Source organism: Pseudoxanthomonas fibrivorans (assembly GCF_041464125.1).
Taxonomy (GTDB): domain Bacteria; phylum Pseudomonadota; class Gammaproteobacteria; order Xanthomonadales; family Xanthomonadaceae; genus Pseudoxanthomonas.
Window position 1 is genome coordinate 2,647,423 of sequence record NZ_JBGNUG010000001.1, and the last position, 19,857, is coordinate 2,667,279.

Here is a 19,857-nt window from a genome sequence, read left to right on the forward strand (position 1 = left end):
GCTCAGCTGCGCAGGCCCACGCCGCGCCGCAGCAGCCACAGCGCCAGCGCCGACAGCGCGGCGGTGAAGCCCAGCATCAGCGCGTAGGCGATCCACAGCGGCACGTCCGAGGTGCCGAGCAGGCCGAAGCGGAAGGCGTTGACCATGTAGAAGATCGGGTTGGCGTGGGTCAGCGCCTGCGCCCAGCCCGGCAGCAGGGTCACCGAATAGAACACGCCGCCCAGGTAGGTCAGCGGGGTCAGGATGAAGGTCGGCACGATCGCCACGTCGTCGAACTTCTTGGCGTAGACCGCGTTGACGAAGCCGGCCAGCGAGAAGATCGTCGCGCCCAGCAGCACCGTGGTGAACGTCACCAGCGGGTGCGGTACCCGCACCGGGGTGAAGAACATCGCGATCGCCAGCACGATCACCCCGACCATCAGCCCGCGCAGCACCGCGCCGGCGACGTAGCCGCCGAGGATCACCCAGTTGGGCATCGGGCTGACCAGCAGCTCCTCGACGTGGCGGCCGAACTTGGCGCCGAAGAACGAGGAGGAGATGTTGCCGTAGCTGTTCTGGATCACGCTCATCATCACCAGGCCGGGGACGATGAACTGCATGTACGAATACCCGCCCATGTCGCCGATCTTCGAGCCGATCAGGCCGCCGAAAATCAGGAAGTACAGGGTCATGGTGATCGCCGGCGGCACCAGCGTCTGGCCCCAGATGCGCAGGATCCGGCGCACCTCGCGGCGCACGATCGTGCCCAGGGCGACCCAGTTGCGTGCGGTGTCGCTGCGCACCGGTGCGCTGGCGGTGTCGACGTCCTGCTTCATGCGGCCTCCCGCTGCGAGCCGGTCAGGCGCACGAACAGCTCTTCCAGGCGGTTGCTCTTGGTCCGCATCGAACGCACGCGGATGCCCGCCGCCTCCAGCGCGGCGAACACGCGGTTGAGGTCCATCGCCCGCGGCATGTCCAGGTCCAGGGTGTGGTGGTCGAGCGCGGTGAGGGTGGTGCCTTCGATCACCGGCAGCTGCGCCGGCAGCGCGCCGTCGATGTCGAACAGGAAGCCTTCCACGTCCAGCTTGGCCAGCAGCGCGCGCATCGGCCCGGATTCGACGATCGTGCCGCGGTCGATGATCGCCAGGTGCCGGCACAGGCTCTCGGCTTCCTCGAGGTAATGCGTGGTCAGGATGATGGTGGTGCCGGCGGCGTTGATCTCGCGCAGCACCCGCCACATGTCGCGGCGGATCTCGATGTCCACCCCGGCGGTGGGCTCGTCCAGGATCAGCAGGCGCGGCCGGGTCATCATGGCCCGGGCGATCATCAGCCGCCGCTTCATGCCGCCGGACAGGGTGCGGCTCATCACCCGCGCCTTGTCCCACAGGTGCGCGCGGCGCAGCTCGGCCTCGGCCATCGCCTCGGCTTCCTCGCGCGGGATCCCGTAGAAGCCGGCGTAGTTGACCAGGATGTCGAACGGCTGCTCGAACAGGTTGAAGTTGATCTCCTGCGGCACCAGCCCGATCAGCCGCATCGCATCGCTGCGCCGCGCGACCAGGTCCACGCCGAACACCTCGACCGAGCCCTCGCTGAGGTTGACCAGCGAACTGGTGATGCCGATCAGGGTCGACTTGCCGGCCCCGTTGGGGCCGAGCAGGGCGAAGAAGTCGCCGGGGGCGACGTCGAGCGAGACGCCCTTGAGCGCCTGCACGCCGTTGTCGTAGGTCTTGCGCAGGTCGCGCACGCGCAGCGCGGGGACCGCTGCCTCGCCGTGGGAAGTCATGGACGCCTTCGCGCCGTGGACGGCGCCTGTTCTTGGGCTGCGGCTATTATAGGCCGCCGCCGGGTGCGCTCCCGGCCACACACCGTTGCGAAAAACGCCATCGTGCCCGTCCAGTTCCCGCTCCGCCTCGTCGACCGCCGCATGCTGGCCCCGACCATCGGCCACTACGTGCTGGCCCGCGACGACGGCCAGCCGCTGGACTTCATCCCCGGCCAGTTCATCCAGATCCATTTCGACTACGCCGACGGCACCCCGGCGCGACGCAGCTATTCGCTGGCCACCATCCACGACCATGCGATGGGCCCGGGCGAAGCGGTGGAGATCGCGGTCAGCCACGTCGCCGGGGGCGCCGCCACCGCGCTGTTCGAGGGCCTTTCCGTCGGCGACCGGGTCAGCGCCAGCGGCCCGTACGGCCGTTTCTGCCTGATGCCCGGGGACCGCAACCGCCGCTACCTGCTGATCGCCACCGGCACCGGCGTGACCCCGTACCGCTCGATGCTGCCGGTGCTGGCGCAGCAGATGGCCGAGCGCGACCTGGAGGTGGTGGTGCTGTGCGGCGCGCGCACGCCGGGCGAACTGCTCTACGCCGACGACTTCCGCGCCTTCGCCGCGGCGCACCCGCGGTTCCGCTACATCCCCTGCCTGTCGCGCGAGATGCCGGCGCCGGATTCGCCGCTCGCCCATGCCGATGCGCGCCACGGCTACGTGCAGCAGCAGCTCGAGGGCTTCGCGCCCGACCCGGCGGCCGACATCGCCTACCTGTGCGGCAACCCGGACATGGTCGATGCCTGCTTCGAGGCCCTCAAGGGCCATGGCCTGCCGATCCCGCAGATCCGGCGCGAGAAGTACGTCAGCAACAAGTAGGGTCGCGGCCACGGCGCGCCGACCGGCCCGGCCCCGTGCGGGGTGTGTAAAGGGTGCTTGACAGCTCGCCCGCCGGCCGCCTATGGTCTGTCAAGCTTCCTTGACACAGGATCGGGCATGGAACCGGTATCCCCGCAGCGTCGTGGCGCAGGCGCAGGATTCGTCGGCGTGGGCCTGGCCTTCGTGGCCATCGGGACGACCGCGCCGCAGCCGGCACTGCTGGGCGTCGGCGTGGCGTTCCTCGGCCTGGGCATCGGCCGCCTGCTGGGGCGGGGGAAGGCGCGATGAAGCGCGCCGCGCCTTGGCTGCTGCTGGCCGGCGCCGTCCTGTGCGGCGCCGGCGCCGCCATCCTGCCGCGGATGCTGTCCGGCCCGGTGCCGGGCTGGCTCAACTACCTGCTTGTCGTGCTCGGCCTGGTCCTGGCCTTCGTGGCCTTGCTGCGCTGGCAGCTGCCGGAAGCCTGCGACACCGCGCCCAGTCCCCTGCGCCGCCGCTACAGCCGCGAACTGATGCTGGCGATGGGCGGCTACGTGCTGGTCCTGTTCGCCTCGATCACCCTGCTGCGGCACGTCGAGGCGCCGGCGCTGCGGGCGATGGTCGCGCTGCTGCCGGTGCCGCCGATCGCGCTGGCGCTGCGGGCGATGGTCCGCTACATCCGCGACGTCGACGAGATGCAGCAGCGCATCGAGCTCGAGGCCGTCAGCCTGGCGACGGGTTTCATCTCGCTGGTGTACATGTCGGCCGGCTTCCTGCAGGCGGCGCGGGTGATCGACGTGCCCGCATCCGCCGCGCTGATCTGGCTGTTCCCACTGGTCTGCTTCACCTACGGCCTGGCCAAGGCCGTGGTCTCGCGACGCTACCGTTGAGCCGCCGCCGATGAACAACCGGCTGCGCGAACTGCGCGAGGCACGCGACTGGTCGCAGGGCGTCCTCGCCGAACGGCTGGACGTGTCGCGGCAGACCATCAACGCGCTGGAAACCGGCAAGTACGATCCCAGCCTGCCGCTGGCGTTCCGCATCGCGCGCCTGTTCGGCCTGCAGATCGAAGACGTGTTCATGCCGGACTGATGCCGGCACCGCTCCGTTCCACCTTCCCACCCACCCACGAGGGGCTGTTTCGATGATGTCCCGCACGACCCGCCATCTCCCCGCCTTCGCCGCGCTCGCCGCCACGGCCGCGCTGCTGGGCGGCTGCGATTCCGCGCCGGCGCCAGAACCGGCCACGTCTTCCACCCGCCACTACGGCGCCATCGCCTTCGAACCCTGCACGCTGGCCAGCGGCATGTCGGCCGGCAACGTGCAGGCGCAATGCGCGAGTTTCGAAGTGCCCGAGAACCGCGAGGCGCCGGACGGGCGTCGGATCCGCCTCAACCTGGCCTGGCTGCCGGCGACCGAGGAGGGCTCGGCCAGCGAGGACCCGGTGTTCTTCCTCGCCGGCGGCCCCGGCCAGTCGGCGGTGCAGGTCTGGCCCCAGCTCGATGCGGCCTTCCGCGACGTGCGCAAGCAGCGCCACGTCGTGCTGGTGGACCAGCGCGGCACGGGTGGCTCCAACCTGCTGGCGTGCGCGCCCGGCGGGGAAGGGGACGATCCGCAGGCCACCGCGACGCCGGATGCGGCCGCGATCGCCGACTTCGCCGGCCGCTGCGCCGCCGAGGTGGCCGGGCGCGCCGACCCGCGCTTCTACACCACCACCGACGCCATCGCCGACCTGGACGCCGTGCGCGAGGCGATCGGCGCGGCGAAGGTCAACCTGGTCGGCGGCTCCTACGGCACGCGGGTGGCCCAGCAGTACGCCAGGCGCTATCCGCAGCACGTGCGCAGCATCGTCCTCGACGGCGTGGCACCCAACGACCTGGTGGTCGGCGGCGAGTTCGCGCACACCTTCGAGGACGCGCTGAAGCTGCAGACGGCGAACTGCCGCGAGTTGCCCGCGTGCGCGAAGCGCTTCCCGCAGGACGCGCGCGCCCAGCTCGACACGCTGGTGGCGCGCCTGCGCGAAGCACCGGCCCAGGTCGACTACCGCGACCCCGCCACCGGCGAGAGCCGCAGCGGCACGGTCAACGCCGACACCGTCACCGGCCTGGCCTTCATGTTCTCGTACATGCCGCAGACCGCCTCGCTGCTGCCGCTGGTGCTGGACGAGGCCAGCCAGGGCCGCTACGCGCCGCTGATGTCGCTGCACGACCTGATGGGCCGCAACATGGGGGGCTCGATGGCGCGCGGCATGCAGTGGTCGGTGATCTGCGCCGAGGACGCGGACCGCTACCAGGAAGGCGGCGCGGAGGGCACCCTGCTCGGACCCGACGTGGCGCGCATGTTCTTCGCCGCCTGCGGCAGCTGGCCGCATGGCGGGCGTCCCGACGACTTCACCGCCCCGCTCACGTCGGACCTGCCGGTGCTGCTGCTGTCGGGCGAGTTCGACCCGGTGACGCCGCCGCGCTATGCCGAGCGCGTCGTGCAGACCCTGCCCAACGGACGCCACCTGGTGCTGCGCGGCCAGGCCCACGGCACCCTCGGCCTGGGCTGCATGCCGAAGCTGCTCGGCCAGTTCCTCGAATCGACCGATGCCAGGGCGCTGGATGCCGGCTGCCTGGACTCGATGACCTACGTGCCGCCTTTCACCAGTTTCAACGGATGGGAACCCTGATGCGCCGACACATTCCAGCGGGAGCCGCGCCATGATCCGCGCCCACGACCTGCACAAGAGCTTCAAGACCAAGACCGGCACCGTGAACGCGGTGTCCGGCGTCAGCTTCGAGGCGCACGACGGCCAGATCACCGGCCTGCTCGGGCCCAACGGCGCCGGCAAGACCACCACCCTGCGCATGCTCTACACGCTGATGAAGCCCGACCAGGGCCGGATCGAGGTCGACGGCGTCGACCCGGCGGCGGACCCGGTGGCGGTGCGCCGCGCGCTGGGCGTACTGCCCGACGCCCGCGGCGTGTACAAGCGCCTGACCGCGCGCGAGAACATCGCCTACTTCGGCCGCCTGCACGGCATTCCCGCCGCGCGCGTGGCCGAGCGGATCGACGTGCTGTCCTCGGCGCTGGACATGGGCGAGATCCTCGACCGCCAGACCGAGGGTTTCTCGCAGGGCCAGCGGACCAAGACCGCGATCGCGCGCGCCCTGGTCCACGACCCGCGCAACGTGATCCTCGACGAGCCCACCAACGGCCTGGACGTGATGACCACGCGCGCGATGCGCGAGTTCCTGCGCAAGCTGCGCGACGAAGGCCGTTGCGTGATCTTCTCCAGCCACATCATGCAGGAGGTGGCCGCGCTCTGCGATCGCATCGTGATCATCGCCAAGGGCCAGGTGGTGGCCGAAGGCACCGCCGACCAGCTGCGCGCGCAGACCGGCGAGGACAACCTGGAGGACGCCTTCGTCAAGGTGATCGGGTCGGAGGAGGGCCTGCACGCATGAGCATGCTGTCGACGATGTGGACCGTGATGCTGAAGGAGCTGCGCGACATCGGCCGCGACCGGCGCACGCTGGCGCTGACCCTGCTGCTCGGGCCGCTGCTGTTCCCCGCATTGATCCTGGGCATGGGCACGCTGGCCGAAAAGCGGGCCAGGACCCAGATCGACCGGACCCTGGAGGTGCCGGTCATCGGCATGGAGCGCGCGCCGAACCTGGTCGCCTTCCTCGCCACCCAGGGCATCAAGGCGGTGGAGGCACCAGCGGACCTGGAAGCGGCGTTGCGCGAGCAGCGCCAGGACGTCGGCCTGCGCATCTCGGAGAGCTTCGCCGAGGACTGGCGCGCGGGCCGGCCGGCGCTGGTGGAGGTGATGCTGGACAGCACGCAGCGCGACGCCAGCATCCCGGGGCAGCGGCTGCGCGGGGCGTTGGCGGCCTACAGCGGCCAGGTCGGCGCCTTGCGCCTGCTTGCGCGCGGCATGGATCCGTCGGTGGGCCAGCCGGTCAACACCGGCACGCTGGACGTGTCCACGCCCGAAGCCAAGCGCGGCCTGATGCTGTCGGTGATGCTGCCGTACTTCCTGATCATCACCGCCTTCCTCGGCGGCGCCGCGCTGGTGCTGGACGCCACCGCCGGCGAGCGCGAGCGGCAGACGCTGGAGCCGCTGCTGGCGACCCCGGCCGCGCGGGGCGCGATCGTCACCGGCAAGATCGTGGCCGCCTGCCTGCTCGGGCTGGTGTCGCTGCTGCTGTCCCTGCTGGCGATCAAGCTGAGCGCGCAGTTCGCCACCGGCATGGCCCGCACCCTGGACATGTCGATGCTGTCGATCGCCAAGATGCTGTTCGTGCTGCTGCCGATGCTGCTGATCGGCACCTCGCTGCTCACCTTCCTGGCGGCCGCGGCCAAGAGCCTGAAGGAGGCGCAGAGCCACATGACGTGGCTGATGCTGATGCCGATGATCCCGACCATGATGCTGATGGTGAACCCGGTGAAGACCCAGCTGTGGCAGTTCGCGGTGCCGTTCCTGGCGCAGAACCAGCTGCTGCTCAAGGTCATCCGCGCCGAGGTCATCAGCGCGCAGGTCTGGGGCATCTACCTGGCCAGCAGTCTGGGCCTGGCGCTGGTGCTGTGGATCGCGGCGGTCATGCGCTACCGCCAGGAGAAGCTGGCGATCTCGACCTGAGCTCCAGGCGGGCGACAGGCAAAAAAAGGCCCGGCGTTGCCGGGCCTTTTCTTTTCCGCCGCGGCAGCGGCTCAGCCGCCGGGGCTGAAGGCCACCGTGCGGCGGGTGGTGACCGGCGCGTCCACCGGTTCGAAGCGCCAGCGGCGGACCGCGTTGAGCGCTTCGCGGTCGAAGGTGCGGGCCGGGTTGGCGCGCAGCACGCGGGCCTCGGTCACCGAGCCGTCGGTACCCACGGTGAACTCGACCAGCACCTCGCCGGAGGTCCCGGCGCGCAGCGCGTCGGGCGGGTAGCGCGGGGCGGGCATGGCGATCGGACGCAGGCTGCGTTGCGCCGGCGGCGTGACCGGGGCGGCTGCCGGGGCGGCCTGCGGTTGCGCGGCGGCCTGGCGCGCGGCGGCTTCACGCTGCTCGGCCTCGCGGGCGGCGGCCTGGCGGGCGGCTTCCTGCTGCTGGGCCAGGCGACGGGCGGCTTCGGCTTCCGCCGCCTGCTGCTGGGCCTGCTGCTGCTGGGCCTGCGCGCGCGCCTCGGCATCGGACTTGGCCTTGGCGGCCTCGGCCTCGCTGCGCTGGGCCACGGCCTGCTGCGAGGTGGCGATGCTCTGCTTGATGCGCGGCAGCGCCGGGGCGGACTTGTCGGCCTTCTCGATCAGCGCGACCAGGCGCTGGGCCTCCTCGAACTGCTCGCGCGACACCGCCTGCTCGGCGGCGATGACGGTATAGGGCATCAGGTCGGTCAGCGCGCTGGACACCGACGCGTCGTCCGGCAGCTTGTCGCGCAGGGCCAGGTAGTACTCCATGGCGTTGTCGCCGGCCGGCGCGTACATCCGGTTCTCGCGCAGCGCCTGGCTGGCGGCCTCGCGCAGCTGGTCGGCCCCCATCGCCTGCACGGTGGCGGCGACAGCGGGTGCCGGCGGCGCGGCGGCCGGAGCCTGTGCCGGCGTGCTGGCGGCCGGCGTGGCGGCCGCCGGCGCGGCTTCTTCCTGCTTGGAGCAGGCGCCGAGCGTGGCGGCCAGCAGCAGGCACGCGCACAGCCGCGACTTCGGCGAAATCGTCATGGACAGCATTCGGTACTCCCCCGTGGAAAGCGTGTGGTACGGCCGATGGCGTCCCCTAGATCGCGCCATCTGCCCGGGATTGTCAACCGCGGAGGGGCGCGCCACAAGCGCCAGGGCCCGATCGTGCCCGCCCTGCGCCGATCCGGTCCCCGGTCAAAGCGTGACCGCGGTCATGTCGCGGTTCCGGCTACTTGCCGATGCAGAAGCTGGAGAAGATGTGGCCCAGGAGCTCGTCGGCGCTGGTCTGGCCGGTGATGGCGCCCAGGGCGCCGTGGGCCAGGCGCAGTTCCTCGGCGGCCAGCTCCATGTGCTCGACCGCCAGTTCGGCCGCCGCCGCCCGGGCATGGCCGAGGGTGGCGCGCACGCCGTCGACCTGGCGGGCGCGGGCGCTGAACTCGCCCTCGCCCGACTCCGGCGTGCCGCCGGCGGCCAGGCCCCGCAGCGCCGCGTGCAGCGTGTCCAGGCCCGCCCCGGTCAGGGCCGAGACCCGGACCTCGTCGGCGCCCGGCGGCGGGCCGGCCGGCGGAGCGTCGGCCAGGTCGGTCTTGTTGAGGATCCACAGGCGTGCCGGGACGCCGGCCGAAGCGGCTTCCAGCTCGGCACGCCCGGCCTGGGGGTCGCGGGCATCCAGCACCAGCAGGGCCACGTCGGCGCGCTGCAGTTCGGCATGGGCGCGGCGCATGCCTTCGCGCTCGATCGCGTCGCCGCCCTTGCGCAGGCCGGCGGTGTCGGAGAGTTCGAATTCGAGCCCGTCGATGCGCACCGTTTCGCGCAGCACGTCGCGGGTGGTCCCGGCGATGTCGGCCACGATCGCACGCGCATCGCCGGCCAGCGCATTGAGCAGCGAGCTCTTGCCGGCGTTGGGCGGCCCGAGCAGCACCGCATGCAGGCCGTCGCGCAGGCGGCGGCCGCGCTCGGCTTCGTCCAGCAAGCGGTGCAGGTCGTCGCAGAGCCCGTCCAGGTCGCGGCGCACGCCGGCGATGCCCAGGGTCTCGATCGGCTCGTCGACGAAGTCGATCGCCGCTTCCACGTGGATCCGCAGCCGCAGCAGGGTGTCGGCTGCGGCCTCGATCCGTTGCGAGAACGCGCCTTCGAGCGAGCGGCGGGCGGCGCGCGCCGCGCGCAGGTCCGCCGCGGCGATGAGGTCGGCGATGGCCTCGGCCTGGACCAGGTCCAGCTTGCCGTTGAGGAAGGCGCGTTCGCTGAACTCGCCCGGCCGCGCCGGCCGCGCACCGAGCTGGCAGCAGCGCTCGACCAGGCGGCGCAGCAGCACCGGGCTGCCGTGCGCCTGCAGTTCCGCCACGTCCTCGCCGGTGAAACTGTGCGGACCGGGAAAGGCGAGCGCGATGCCGTCGTCGATCGCCGCGCCGTCGGCCTCGGTGAAGACCGCCCGCGTCGCCCGCCGCGGCAGCAGCGCGCGGGCGCCCACCGCTTCGGCGATCGCCAGTGCGCGGGGGCCGGACAGGCGCACGATGCCGACCCCTCCCGCACCCGGAGCGGTGGCGATGGCGGCGATCGTGTCGTCGGCGGGGCGGGGGGGGCTCATGTCCGTCGAGTCTGGCACAGCAAAAACCCGCCGGTCAGGGCGGGTTTCTGCGGGAACGCCGGGGCCGGAGCGGTCACTTGGCCGGCGAAGCCTTCGGTGCCGGCTCGCCGTGGCGCTTCATCATCCACCACTGCTGCAGCAGGCCCAGCGCGCCGTTGGTGACCCAGTACAGGACCAAACCGGCGGGGAAGAAGGCCATCATCACGCCGAACACCAGCGGCATGAACTGCATCATCTTCTGCTGCATCGGATCCATGCCCGGGGCCGGCTGCAGCTTCTGGGTGAACCACATCACCGCGACGTTGATCACCGGCAGGATGAAGTACGGATCCTGGGCGGTGAGGTCCTGGATCCAGAGGATCCACGGCGCGTGGCGCAGCTCGACGGACTCGACCAGCACCCAGTACAGCGCCAGGAACACCGGCATCTGCACCAGGATCGGCAGGCAGCCGCCCATCGGGTTGATCTTCTCCTTCTTGTACAGCTCCATCATCGCTTCCTGGAACTTCTGGCGGTCGTCGCCATAGCGTTCCTTCAGCTGCTGGATGCGCGGCTGGAACTTGCGCATCTTGGCGAAGCTCTTGTACTGCGCCGCCGACAGCGGATACAGCACCAGCTTGACCAGCAGCACCAGGCCGATGATCGCCCAGCCCCAGTTGCCGAACAGGCCGTACAGGTGGCTCAGCACCCAGAACAGGCCCTCGCCGAGCACGGCGAGGATCGAGAACTGGCTGTAGTCGACCGCGCGTTCCAGGCCGGGCACCTGCTGGGCGCGGATCTCCGAGACCAGCTTCGGGCCGACGTACAGGCGCGCCTGGGTGGCGGCGGTGGCACCGGGCGCGACCAGGAGCGCATCGCCCAGCTCGCGCACGAGCGCGCCGCTGGCCGGCGCATCGAGCGAGATGGTCGACGGCTGCTGGCCTTCCGGAATCCAGGCACTGAAGAAGTGGTGCTGCAGCATCGCGATCCAGCCGCGTTCGGTGCGCTGGTTGACGTGGCCGTCCTCGAGATAGTCCTCGTCGAACTTGCGGCGCTGGTAGTCGCCGTTGTACCAGGCCGAACCGGTGAAGCTGAAGGATTCCGGCTGGGTGTAGCCGCGCTTGATCTGCGGCGGCTTGCGGATCAGCTGGCGGTAGATCTGGCCCTGCCACGGCGCATTGCCCTGGTTGGTCACCTCGTCGCGCACTTCCACGGCGTAGGAGCCGCGGGTCAGGGTGTAGGTGCGGCGGATGCTGACCCCGTCCGGTCCCTGCCAGACGAACGGCACCACCACCTGCTCCTGGCCATCGGCCAGCACGAACGCGCGCTCCGGACCGGCCGGCACGAAACCGGCCTGGTGGTTGGGTGCGGCGCCGCCGGCGCTGACCCAGCCCGCCTGGGCGGCGTAGAAGTGGGTCGGGTCGGTATCGAACAGCCGCACCGGGGCGCTGCCCGGCTGCCGGGTCTGCGGGAACTTCGGCAGGTCGGCCTGCAGCACGCTGCCGCCGTCCAGGACCAGGTCCAGCACATCGGTGCGCACACTGACCCGCGTGCCTGGTGCGGCCGGGGCTGCAGCGGCCACGGGCGGTGGCGCGGCGGTCGCGCCCGGCACCGCGGCGTCGCCGGCCGGCGCGGTGGTGGTGGCGGGAGCCGGCGCCGGAACGGCGGGCGAGGCGGTGGTCGCCGCGGCCGGCGTGGGGGCGGCCGGAGGCGCCGCCTGCTCCTTGCCCCATTCCATCCACAGCAGCATCGCCACCATCAGCCAGGCAAGGATCAGGAATACGCGGGTCTGGTTCATCGGGCAGGCAGGCTCGGCCGGTTCATGCGTCCGGCGGGGAAGAGGAAGTCGGGGACCGACTCTGCGAATGGGGCGAAGTGGCCGCCGGCATTGTGCCGCCGGCCGCGGGGACCGGCAATGCGCCGGCGCGGCGCAGCAGCCTCAGGTAAGCATCGATGATCTGCGCATTGCCGGCGCTGCCGGCCGCGGGGCGTGCCACCACGACATAGTCGCCGCCGGCCAGCTGCGGGCGAAGGTGGCGGGTCGTTTCGCGGAGGATGCGCTTGATGCGGTTGCGGCCGACAGCGCGCGGATCGACCTTGCGCGACACCGCCAGGCCCAGCCGCGGCGGCTGCGGGCCGGACGTCCAGTGCAGGCCGAGCAGGGGATCGCCGATGCGCCGGCCCTGCTCGAACACGGCGGCATATTCGGCGCGCAAACGAACCCGCGCGCTGCGAGGGAATCGCGCGCGCGGGTCGGAGGTCATCGGTGTTGCGGATCGCGGCGACCGGCGCTGCCCGGGGCAGGGCCGGACGGCGATCAGGCGCTCAGGCGCTTGCGGCCCTTGGCGCGGCGGCGCGCCAGGATCTTGCGGCCGTCGGCGGTCTTCATGCGGGCACGGAAACCGTGGTCGCGCTTGCGCTTGAGGTTGCTGGGCTGGTAGGTGCGCTTGGTGGCCATGGCGGCACTCGGCTTGTTCGGATCGAAAGAACCGGAAATTCTACGGGCCCCGGCGAGGCGGGGTCAAGCCGGGCGGCAAGCCATCGGCGGGACGCGCGGCCGGCGGCTGTGGATGCCCTGTGAGTAAGTCTTGGGAAACCCGGACCCGGATGGTAGGCTGGCCAGTCCGATTTCCGACCCTCGCGGTCGCACGCGAGGCTCCGGCGGCGCGGCGATCGCCCCACGAGCTTTGCCTTTCCGATGGATGCCTGGCCCCGTTGTCTGGAACGCCTCGAAGCCGAATTCCCGGCCGAGGACGTCCATACCTGGCTCAAACCCCTGCAGGCCGAGGAACGCGCCGACAGCGTCGTGCTGTACGCGCCCAACGCCTTCATCGTCGAGCAGGTGCGCGACCGTTACCTGCCCCGGATCCGGGAGCTGGCGCAGCACTTCGCCGGCCACCTGAACGTCGCCCTCGAGATCGGCTCGCGGCCCAAGGCCGCCGAACCGCTCCGGCCGGCGCCCGTCCCGGGCAGCCTGCCGCCGCCGGCGACCCGCCCGGCGCCGGCCGAGCCGTTCAACGGCAACCTCGATCCGCACTACACCTTCGAGAACTTCGTCGAGGGCCGCAGCAACCAGCTGGGCCGCGCCGCCGCCTGGCAGGCCGCGCTGCGCCCCGGCGACCGCGCGCACAACCCGCTGCTGCTCTATGGCGGCACCGGCCTGGGCAAGACCCACCTGATGTTCGCCGCGGGCAACGCGATGCGGGCGGCGAACCCGGGCGCGCGCGTGCTCTACCTGCGCTCGGAGCAGTTCTACAACGCGTTCTTCCGCTCGCTGCAGGAGAAGACCGCCGACCAGTTCAAGCGCCAGTTCCAGCAGATCGACGCGCTGCTGATCGACGACATCCAGTTCTTCGCCGGCAAGGACCGCACCCAGGAAGAGTTCTTCCACACGTTCAACGCGCTGTTCGACAGCCGCCAGCAGATCATCATGACCTGCGACCGCTATCCGCGCGAAGTCGACGGGCTGGAGCCGCGGCTGAAGTCGCGGCTGGCGTGGGGGCTGTCGGTGGCGATCGACCCGCCGGATTTCGAGACCCGTGCGGCGATCGTGCTGGCCAAGGCCCACGAGCGCGGCGCGGAAATCCCCGACGAGGTCGCTTTCCTGCTGGCCAAGAAGATGCGCAGCAACGTGCGCGACCTGGAAGGCGCCCTCAACACGCTGGCCGCGCGCGCCAACTTCACCGGGCGCACGATCAGCATCGAGTTCGCACAGGAGACCCTGCGCGACCTGCTGCGGGCCCAGCAGCAGGCGATCGGCATCCCGAACATCCAGAAGACGGTGGCCGACTATTACGGCCTCCAGGTCAAGGACCTGCTGTCCAAGCGCCGCACCCGCTCGCTGGCGCGGCCGCGCCAGGTGGCGATGGCGCTGACCAAGGAACTGACCGAACACAGCCTGCCGGAGATCGGCGACGCCTTCGCCGGACGCGACCACACCACGGTGCTGCACGCGTGCCGGCAGATCCGCAACCTGATGGAAACCGACGGCAAGCTGCGCGAGGACTGGGACAAGCTGATCCGCAAGCTGAGCGAGTGAGCCGGTGGATCAGGTGAGGTAGATTCTCCCGGAGATTACGGTGGGCAGGCGGGGGACGGGTTGGGGATAAGCCGGGGACAGATTCGGGGCTCCAAATCCATCCACAGCTTGTCCTGACCACGGAGAGGTTCTTGTCCGCAGCCTTTGACGCCCGGCATTTCGCTTTATAATCAATCAGTTGAATTAGTTTTCCACAGATCTTCGGCTCCTCCAGCACCACCTCTTTTAGATTTATTCCACATTCCTTTAAAGCGTAGAGGCACGGATTCCCATGCGTTTCACTCTGCAACGCGAGGCCTTTCTCAAGCCGCTGGCCCAGGTCGTCAATGTCGTCGAGCGACGCCAGACCCTTCCCGTGCTGGCCAACTTCCTGGTCCAGGTGCAGGGGGGACAGCTGTCGCTGACCGGCACCGACCTGGAAGTGGAAATGGTGGCGCGGGCCGCGGTCGAGGACGCCCAGGACGGCGAAACCACGATCCCGGCGCGCAAGCTGTTCGAGATCGTCCGCGCGCTGCCGGATGGAAGTCGGGTCACGGTCAGCCAGTCGGGCGACAAGGTCACCGTCCAGGCCGGGCGGAGCCGGTTCACGCTCGCAACGCTGCCGGCCAACGACTTCCCGTCGGTGGACGAGGTCGAAGCGACGGAGCGGATCGGCGTGCCGGAAGCTGGCCTGAAGGAACTGATCGAGCGCACCGCGTTCGCCATGGCCCAGCAGGATGTCCGCTACTACCTCAACGGCCTGCTGTTCGACCTGCGCGACCAGACCCTGCGCTGCGTGGCCACCGACGGCCATCGCCTGGCCCTGTGCGAAGCTCCGCTGGAGCAGACCGTCGCGGCCAAGCGCCAGATCATCGTCCCCCGCAAGGGCGTGACCGAGCTGCAGCGCCTGCTTGAGGGGGGCGACCGCGCCCTTGAGCTTGAGCTCGGCCGCAGCCACGTGCGGGTCAAGCGCGACGACGTGACGTTCACCTCCAAGCTTATCGATGGGCGCTTCCCGGATTACGAGGCGGTGATCCCGATCGGGGCCGAGAAGGAGGTGAAGCTGGACCGCGAGGTGCTTCGCGCGGCCCTGCAGCGCGCCGCGATCCTGTCCAACGAGAAGTACCGCGGCGTGCGCGTCGAGATCTCCCCGGGGCAGATGAAGATCAGCGCGCACAACCCGGAGCAGGAAGAGGCCCAGGAGGAAATCGAGGCCGACACCCGCGTCGACAACCTCGCGATCGGCTTCAACGTCAATTACCTGCTGGATGCGCTTGGGGCCTTGAGGGACGAGCACGTGGTCATCGCCCTGCGTGATGCCAACTCCTCCGCACTGGTGCGTGAGGCCAGCAGCACGAAGTGCCGGCACGTGGTGATGCCGCTGCGCCTCTGACGTCTGCCGGTGACGCTCATGTTCCACGTGGAACCCGAAAGACGCCCGGCTACCGCCGGGCGTCTGGCTATGGAATCCGCGCGATGCGGGTAACCCGCCTGTCGTTGAGGAACGTCCGCCGCTTCGACACCCTGGAGCTGCTGCCGGACCCCGGCGTGAACCTGCTCACCGGGCCGAACGGCGCCGGAAAGACCACGGTGCTGGAAGCCTTGCACCTGATGGCCTATGGACGCAGCTTCCGCGGGAGAGTCAGGGACGGCCTCGTACGGGAGCACGCCCCCGCGCTCGAGGTCTTCGTGGAATGGGAAGAAGTGGCCTCCACGGGCACAGTCTCCCATCGCGCCGGGCTCCGCCATTCCGGGCAGGAGTGGACCGGACGGCTGGACGGGGCCGACGTGAACCATCTGGGGCAGCTTTGTGCCGCCCTGGCCGTCGTCACCTTCGAGCCAGGAAGCCACGCATTGATCGCGGGGGGCGCGGAAAACAGGCGCCGTTTCCTGGATTGGGGGCTGTTCCACGTGGAACACCACTTCCTGCCGCTATGGCGGCGTTATGCACGCGCGCTGAAGCAGCGGAATGCACTCCTGAAGTCCGGGGGCGGTCCGGGCGGTCAGCTGGACGCGTGGGATCGTGAGTTGGCCGAATCCGGCGAAGGGCTGACCGCGTACCGCGAAAACTACCTCGCCGAACTGGCGCCGAGGGTGACTTCGGTGGCCAGCCGGCTGGGCCGCGACGTCGCCGTGCTCGATATCGATTTCCAGCCCGGCTGGCGACGCCAGGAACTTTCCCTGGCCGACGCCCTGCTGGTGGGGCGGGAGCGTGACCGCCTCACCGGGCATACCTCGGTGGGGCCCCATCGCGCCGATTGGGGCCTCAGATTCTCGGGGCTGCCCGGGCGCGAGGCGCTCTCCCGCGGTCAGACGAAACTTTCGGCCCTGTCTGTCCTGCTCGCCCAGGCTGCCGATTACGCCGCCAGGCGCGGGCACTGGCCGATCATCGCCCTGGACGACCTGCCCTCCGAACTGGACCGGGACCATCAGGCCCGGGTCTTGGACTTCCTCCAGGAACAGGCATCCCTGCAACTGTTCGTCACCGCCACCGAAGCCCCTGCTTTCCCCGCGGGACGGATGCGGGAAGCCCGCGTGTTCCACGTGGAACACGGCCAGATCGTCCCTGAATTGTCCACCCGGACGCGGTAGTCCGGTGGGGTATAATCGGGCACCAACCCTATAGCTAAGGTGTCGTGGCTCCGGCCTCGGCCCCGGCCCTGATTGCGGCGAAGGCATGAGCGAGCAGAACCCGAGTTCCACCCCTCCCGGCAACTACGACGCCAACAGCATCACCGCCCTTGAGGGACTGGAGGCTGTCCGCAAGCGCCCCGGCATGTACATCGGTGACGTCCACGACGGCACCGGCCTGCACCACATGGTGTTCGAGGTGGTCGACAACTCCGTGGACGAGGCCCTGGCCGGGCATGCCGACGACATCGTCGTGCGTATCCACGAGGATGGGTCGGTCGCCGTCTCCGACAACGGTCGTGGCATCCCGGTCGGCAAGCACGAACAGATGAGCCGGAAGCTCGACCGCGAAGTCTCCGCGGCCGAAGTGGTGATGACCGTGCTGCACGCGGGCGGCAAGTTCGATGACAACAGCTACAAGGTGTCCGGCGGCCTGCATGGCGTGGGCGTCAGCGTGGTCAACGCGCTGTCGCAGAAGCTGATGCTGGACATCTACCAGGGGGGCTTCCACTACCAGCAGGAATACAGCAACGGTGCGGCACAGGGCCCGCTGCGCCAGCTCGAAGCCAGCAGCCGTCGTGGCACCACGGTCCAGTTCTGGCCGTCGGTGAAGGCGTTCAACGACAACGTCGAATTCCACTACGACATCCTCGCCCGGCGCCTGCGCGAGCTTTCGTTCCTCAACTCGGGCGTCAAGATCACCCTGGTGGACGAGCGTGGCGAGGGCCGCCAGGACGTCTTCCAGTACGAAGGCGGCATCCGCAGCTTCGTCGAGCACCTGGCCCAGCTGAAGAACCCGCTGCATCCGAACGTGATCTCGGTGACCGGCGAGCAGAACGGCATCGTCGTCGACGTCGCGCTGCAGTGGACCGACGCGTACCAGGAAACGATGTTCTGCTTCACCAACAACATCCCGCAGAAGGATGGCGGCACCCACCTGGCCGGCTTCCGGGCGGCACTGACCCGCACCCTCAGCAATTACATCGAACAGAACGGGCTCGCCAAGCAGGCCAAGATCAACCTCTCCGGCGACGACATGCGCGAAGGCATGATCGCCGTGCTGTCGGTGAAGGTGCCTGACCCGAGCTTTTCCAGCCAGACCAAGGAAAAGCTGGTCAGTTCGGAGGTGAAGCCTGCCGTTGAAAGCACGTTCGGCGCACGTTTGGAGGAGTTCCTGCAGGAGCACCCGAGCGAGGCTCGCGCGATCGCGGAAAAGGTCGTCGATGCCGCCCGTGCCCGCGAGGCCGCGCGCAAGGCGCGCGAACTGACCCGCCGCAAGGGCGCGCTCGATATCGCCGGCCTGCCGGGCAAGCTGGCCGATTGCCAGGAGAAGGATCCGGCATTGTCGGAGCTGTTCATCGTCGAGGGCGACTCGGCGGGCGGCTCGGCCAAGCAGGGACGCAACCGCCGCAACCAGGCGGTCCTGCCGCTTCGCGGAAAGATCCTCAACGTGGAACGCGCGCGCTTCGACCGGATGCTGTCCTCGGCCGAGGTCGGAACCCTGATCACCGCGCTGGGCACCGGCATCGGCAAGGACGAGTACAACCCGGACAAGCTGCGCTACCACCGCATCATCATCATGACCGACGCGGACGTGGACGGATCGCACATCCGCACGCTGCTGCTGACCTTCTTCTACCGGCAGATGCCGGAACTGATCGAGCGCGGCCACGTCTACATCGGCCTGCCGCCGCTGTACAAGATCAAGCAGGGCAAGACCGAGCTGTACCTGAAGGACGACGCGGCGCTGGACACCTACCTGGCCAGCAATGCCGTCGAGAACGCCGCGCTGGTCCCGGCCACGAACGAGCCGCCGGTCAGCGGCGAAGGCCTGGAGAAGCTGCTGCTGGTGTTCGCCGGCGCACGCGAGGCGATCGCGCGCAACAGCCACCGGTTCGATCCGCTGCTGCTGGAGGCGCTGATCGACTTCACCCCGCTCGATGCCGGACATCTCGCGCGCAACACCGATGAACGCCACGAACTGGAAGCGCTCGAAGCGCGCCTCAACCGCGGCAAGCTCGGCAGTCCGCGCTTCGCCCTGAAGCTGCTTCCCGCGACCGAGAGCCGCCCGGCGGCGCTGCAGGTCACGCGCCGGCACATGGGCGAGGAGCTGCTGCAGGTGCTGCCCCTGTCGATCTTCGAAAGCGGCGAGCTGCGTCCGCTGCGCGATGCAGCGGCATTGCTCCACGGCCTGGTGCGCGATGGTGCGCAGGTGGCGCGCGGCGGCAAGTCGCAGCCGGTGACCAGCTTCGCCCAGGCGCAGGCGTGGCTGCTGGAGGAAGCGAAGAAGGGCCGCCAGATCCAGCGCTTCAAGGGCCTGGGCGAAATGAACCCGGAACAGCTGTGGGAAACCACGGTCAATCCGGACACGCGGCGCCTGCTGCGCGTGCGCATCGAGGACGCGGTCGCAGCCGACCAGATCTTCAGCACGCTGATGGGCGACGTGGTCGAACCGCGACGCGAGTTCATCGAGAACAACGCGCTGAAGGTCGCCAACCTGGATGTCTGATCCGGCCGGCGGCGAACCCGGCGGTCTTTCCGGGACGGCCACGCTGCCCACCGGCACCGCCCGCCCGGGAACGGGTCGGCTTGTCGGCGCGTTCCTGCTCGATATCGTCCTCGCCAGCCTCGTCCTGGTGGTGGCGAGCCTTGCCGCCGGCCTGGCCTGGGGCGCATGGCGGGTCGTGGAGGTCGTCCGCGAGAACGGCGGCCAGGTCCCGGCGGCGGCGGCCCTCACCGCGGCAATCGGTGAACCCGGCGCGCTGGCGCAGATGCTGATGGCCGCGTTCGGGATGTCCGCCGCGGCGCTGGTCCTCTATTTCCTGCGGCGTCCCGCCACACGGGACGAACGCGACCGGTCCCGGGCAGCGGCGAAGCGACGCTCGACCTGGGGCCTGAGCGTCCTCACCGGGGTCCTGGTATTCGCGGGCAGCGCCTTGACCGGGTATCTGATGCAACTGGCCGGGAGCGACCCGGTGCCGACCAACCTGGCGCTCGTCGAAGAGGCGGCCCGGCAGTGGCCCGTCGTGCTGGTGCTGTTCGCGGTGGTGTTCGCCCCTGCGTATGAAGAACTCCTCTTCCGGCGCGTCCTGTTTGGCCGTTTCCTGGCGGCTGGACGGCCATGGCTGGGCATCGTGCTGGCCAGCGTCGCCTTCGCGCTGGTCCACGAAGTGCCCGGACTGAGCGCGAATCCTCCGCTGGCCGTGGTGCAGCTCTGGCTGGTCTACGGCGGCATGGGGGCGGCGTTCGCGTGGCTCTACTGGCGTACGGGCACCTTGTGGGCGCCGGTCCTGGCCCATGCCTCGAACAACGCCCTGGCGCTGATGATCCACGGCCTGTCCTGAGCCGCGCTTGACGAAAAGTTAAGACGCCAGCGCGGACACTTCCGCCCAATGAACA

General features: G+C 69.9%; 19 protein-coding genes. 12 read left to right on the top strand and 7 right to left on the bottom strand.

Annotated features, from left to right (window positions below):
* Window positions 1–2: 2 nt before the first annotated feature.
* Both ACA089_RS12215 and ACA089_RS12220 read right to left on the bottom strand, forming a co-directional pair.
* The gene (locus tag ACA089_RS12215) at window positions 3–815 is read right to left on the bottom strand and encodes an ABC transporter permease (RefSeq protein WP_372017145.1); all 813 of its coding nucleotides are present in this window, start codon (window positions 813–815) and stop codon (window positions 3–5) included.
* On the bottom strand, window positions 812–1,762 hold the full coding sequence (locus ACA089_RS12220) for an ABC transporter ATP-binding protein (RefSeq protein WP_372017147.1): 951 nt from the start codon (window positions 1,760–1,762) through the stop codon (window positions 812–814). The genes ACA089_RS12215 and ACA089_RS12220 overlap by 4 nt, the downstream gene beginning before the upstream one ends.
* A gap of 141 nt (window positions 1,763–1,903) precedes the next feature.
* Between ACA089_RS12220 and ACA089_RS12225 the strand changes: the two genes are divergently transcribed.
* The 7 genes from ACA089_RS12225 to ACA089_RS12255 all read left to right on the top strand — a co-directional run bounded on the left by ACA089_RS12225 (window position 1,904) and on the right by ACA089_RS12255 (window position 7,229).
* Window positions 1,904–2,626 (top strand): FAD-binding oxidoreductase, encoded by a 723-nt coding sequence (locus ACA089_RS12225; protein WP_372017149.1) that lies wholly within the window; start codon window positions 1,904–1,906, stop codon window positions 2,624–2,626.
* A gap of 117 nt (window positions 2,627–2,743) precedes the next feature.
* Window positions 2,744–2,914 carry a hypothetical protein gene (locus ACA089_RS12230; protein ID WP_372017150.1) on the top strand — a complete coding sequence of 57 codons (171 nt, stop codon included), beginning with the start codon at window positions 2,744–2,746 and terminating at the stop codon, window positions 2,912–2,914.
* On the top strand, window positions 2,911–3,492 hold the full coding sequence (locus ACA089_RS12235; RefSeq protein ID WP_372017152.1) for a hypothetical protein: 582 nt from the start codon (window positions 2,911–2,913) through the stop codon (window positions 3,490–3,492). The genes ACA089_RS12230 and ACA089_RS12235 overlap by 4 nt, the downstream gene beginning before the upstream one ends.
* A 10-nt stretch (window positions 3,493–3,502) precedes the next feature.
* Complete coding sequence (locus ACA089_RS12240) at window positions 3,503–3,694, top strand: helix-turn-helix transcriptional regulator (protein WP_372017154.1); 192 nt, start codon at window positions 3,503–3,505, stop codon at window positions 3,692–3,694.
* A gap of 55 nt (window positions 3,695–3,749) precedes the next feature.
* Window positions 3,750–5,273, top strand: coding sequence for an alpha/beta fold hydrolase (locus ACA089_RS12245; RefSeq protein WP_372017156.1), 1,524 nt, complete (start codon window positions 3,750–3,752; stop codon window positions 5,271–5,273).
* Between the two features lie 31 nt (window positions 5,274–5,304).
* Window positions 5,305–6,051, top strand: coding sequence for an ABC transporter ATP-binding protein (locus ACA089_RS12250; RefSeq protein WP_372017158.1), 747 nt, complete (start codon window positions 5,305–5,307; stop codon window positions 6,049–6,051).
* On the top strand, window positions 6,048–7,229 hold the full coding sequence (locus tag ACA089_RS12255; RefSeq protein WP_372017160.1) for an ABC transporter permease: 1,182 nt from the start codon (window positions 6,048–6,050) through the stop codon (window positions 7,227–7,229). The genes ACA089_RS12250 and ACA089_RS12255 overlap by 4 nt, the downstream gene beginning before the upstream one ends.
* Before the next feature lie 71 nt (window positions 7,230–7,300).
* Here ACA089_RS12255 and ACA089_RS12260 read toward each other — a convergent pair whose 3' ends face one another.
* The 5 genes from ACA089_RS12260 to rpmH all read right to left on the bottom strand — a co-directional run bounded on the left by ACA089_RS12260 (window position 7,301) and on the right by rpmH (window position 12,267).
* A complete protein-coding gene (locus tag ACA089_RS12260) occupies window positions 7,301–8,293 on the bottom strand; it encodes an energy transducer TonB (protein ID WP_372017162.1) in 993 nt (330 codons plus the stop codon).
* 178 nt (window positions 8,294–8,471) lie between these two features.
* Window positions 8,472–9,830 carry a tRNA uridine-5-carboxymethylaminomethyl(34) synthesis GTPase MnmE gene (gene mnmE / locus ACA089_RS12265; protein ID WP_372017164.1) on the bottom strand — a complete coding sequence of 453 codons (1,359 nt, stop codon included), beginning with the start codon at window positions 9,828–9,830 and terminating at the stop codon, window positions 8,472–8,474.
* Window positions 9,831–9,903: 73 nt separating this feature from the next.
* A complete protein-coding gene (gene yidC / locus ACA089_RS12270) occupies window positions 9,904–11,607 on the bottom strand; it encodes a membrane protein insertase YidC (protein WP_372017166.1) in 1,704 nt (567 codons plus the stop codon).
* Between the two features lie 22 nt (window positions 11,608–11,629).
* Window positions 11,630–12,073, bottom strand: coding sequence for a ribonuclease P protein component (rnpA, locus tag ACA089_RS12275; protein WP_372017168.1), 444 nt, complete (start codon window positions 12,071–12,073; stop codon window positions 11,630–11,632).
* Between the two features lie 53 nt (window positions 12,074–12,126).
* Window positions 12,127–12,267: a 50S ribosomal protein L34 gene (gene rpmH, locus ACA089_RS12280; protein ID WP_024892171.1), complete on the bottom strand. Its 141-nt coding sequence runs from the start codon at window positions 12,265–12,267 to the stop codon at window positions 12,127–12,129.
* Window positions 12,268–12,507: 240 nt separating this feature from the next.
* Between rpmH and dnaA the strand changes: the two genes are divergently transcribed.
* The 5 genes from dnaA to ACA089_RS12305 all read left to right on the top strand — a co-directional run bounded on the left by dnaA (window position 12,508) and on the right by ACA089_RS12305 (window position 19,802).
* Window positions 12,508–13,848, top strand: coding sequence for a chromosomal replication initiator protein DnaA (gene dnaA, locus ACA089_RS12285; RefSeq protein WP_372017170.1), 1,341 nt, complete (start codon window positions 12,508–12,510; stop codon window positions 13,846–13,848).
* Between the two features lie 271 nt (window positions 13,849–14,119).
* Window positions 14,120–15,220 carry a DNA polymerase III subunit beta gene (gene dnaN, locus ACA089_RS12290; protein ID WP_372017172.1) on the top strand — a complete coding sequence of 367 codons (1,101 nt, stop codon included), beginning with the start codon at window positions 14,120–14,122 and terminating at the stop codon, window positions 15,218–15,220.
* Window positions 15,221–15,303: 83 nt separating this feature from the next.
* The gene (recF, locus tag ACA089_RS12295; protein ID WP_372017174.1) at window positions 15,304–16,419 is read left to right on the top strand and encodes a DNA replication/repair protein RecF; all 1,116 of its coding nucleotides are present in this window, start codon (window positions 15,304–15,306) and stop codon (window positions 16,417–16,419) included.
* An 85-nt stretch (window positions 16,420–16,504) separates the two neighbouring features.
* The gene (gene gyrB / locus ACA089_RS12300) at window positions 16,505–18,967 is read left to right on the top strand and encodes a DNA topoisomerase (ATP-hydrolyzing) subunit B (protein WP_372017176.1); all 2,463 of its coding nucleotides are present in this window, start codon (window positions 16,505–16,507) and stop codon (window positions 18,965–18,967) included.
* Window positions 18,960–19,802, top strand: coding sequence for a lysostaphin resistance A-like protein (locus ACA089_RS12305; RefSeq protein WP_372017178.1), 843 nt, complete (start codon window positions 18,960–18,962; stop codon window positions 19,800–19,802). Before gyrB ends, ACA089_RS12305 begins: the two co-directional genes overlap by 8 nt.
* The last annotated feature ends 55 nt before the right edge of the window (window positions 19,803–19,857 follow it).